The sequence below is a fragment of the Geomicrobium sp. JCM 19039 genome, assembly GCF_000698145.1.
GTDB lineage: Bacteria > Bacillota > Bacilli > Bacillales > Marinococcaceae > Geomicrobium_A.
Genome location: NZ_BAXB01000052.1, coordinates 1 through 1,643 on the forward strand (window position 1 = coordinate 1; position 1,643 = coordinate 1,643).

Genomic DNA, 1,643 nt, shown 5'->3' on the forward strand with positions numbered 1-1,643 from the left:
TTAAGAGAGGGCGTATCTTATCTTTCCCACTCAGGGAAAGTAAGTCTCCATAGAAAGGAGGTGATCCATCCCCACCTTCCGGTAGGGATACCTTGTTACGACTTCACCCCAATCACCGGCCCCACCTTCGGCGGCTGGCTCCATAAAGGTTGCCTCACCGACTTCGGGTGTTGCTGGCTCTCGTGGTGTGACGGGCGGTGTGTACAAGGCCCGGGAACGTATTCACCGCGGCATGCTGATCCGCGATTACTAGCGATTCCAGCTTCATGTAGCCGAGTTGCAGCCTACAATCCGAACTGAGAACGGCTTTTTAGGATTGGCTCCACCTCGCGGCTTCGCTTCCCGTTGTACCGTCCATTGTAGCACGTGTGTAGCCCAGGTCATAAGGGGCATGATGATTTGACGTCATCCCCGCCTTCCTCCGGTTTGTCACCGGCAGTCACCTTAGAGTGCCCAACCAATGCTGGCAACTAAGATCAAGGGTTGCGCTCGTTGCGGGACTTAACCCAACATCTCACGACACGAGCTGACGACAACCATGCACCACCTGTCACTTTGTCCCCGAAGGGAAAACTCTATCTCTAGAGCGATCAAAGGATGTCAAGACCTGGTAAGGTTCTTCGCGTTGCGTCGAATTAAACCACATGCTCCACCGCTTGTGCGGGCCCCCGTCAATTCCTTTGAGTTTCAACCTTGCGGTCGTACTCCCCAGGCGGAGTGCTTAATGCGTTTGCTTCGGCACTACGGGTATCGAAACCCCTAACACCTAGCACTCAACGTTTACGGCGTGGACTACCAGGGTATCTAATCCTGTTCGCTCCCCACGCTTTCGCACCTCAGCGTCAGTTACAGACCAGAGAGTCGCCTTCGCCACTGGTGTTCCTCCACATATCTACGCATTTCACCGCTACACGTGGAATTCCACTCTCCTCTTCTGCACTCAAGTTCAACAGTTTCCAATGCCATTCTGTGGTTGAGCCACAGCCTTTCACATCAGACTTAATGAACCGCCTGCGTGCCCTTTACGCCCAATAATTCCGGACAACGCTCGCCACCTACGTATTACCGCGGCTGCTGGCACGTAGTTAGCCGTGGCTTTCTGGTGAGGTACCGTCACATCCGAGGCATTGCCTCCTCGAACTGTTCTTCCCTCACAACAGAGCTTTACGATCCGAAAACCTTCATCACTCACGCGGCATTGCACCGTCAGGCTTTCGCCCATTGCGGATGATTCCCTACTGCTGCCTCCCGTAGGAGTCTGGACCGTGTCTCAGTTCCAGTGTGGCCGATCACCCTCTCAGGTCGGCTACGCATCGTCGCCTTGGTGAGCCCTTACCTCACCAACTAGCTAATGCGCCGCGGGCCCCTCCAACAGTGACGGCCGAAACCGCCTTTCCTCTTTCTGCCAGGTGACAAAAAGATCCTATCCGGTATTAGCTCCGGTTTCCCGGAGTTATCCCAGTCTGTTGGGCAGGTTGCCCACGTGTTACTCACCCGTCCGCCGCTGACCCTTTGAGGTGCAAGCACCTCGGGTCCGCTCGACTTGCATGTATTAGGCATGCCGCCAGCGTTCGTCCTGAGCCAGGATCAAACTCTCCATTGAAAGTGTTCCTTTTTTCGTCAGCACGGGGGTGCCAACGAGG

At 55.2% G+C, this 1,643-nt stretch carries 1 rRNA gene; it reads right to left on the reverse strand.

Going from position 1 to position 1,643, the window contains the following annotated elements:
* Nucleotides 1-53: 53 nt before the first annotated feature.
* Nucleotides 54-1,603, reverse strand: a 16S ribosomal RNA gene (locus tag JCM19039_RS21190).
* Between the last annotated feature and the right edge of the window lie 40 nt (nt 1,604-1,643).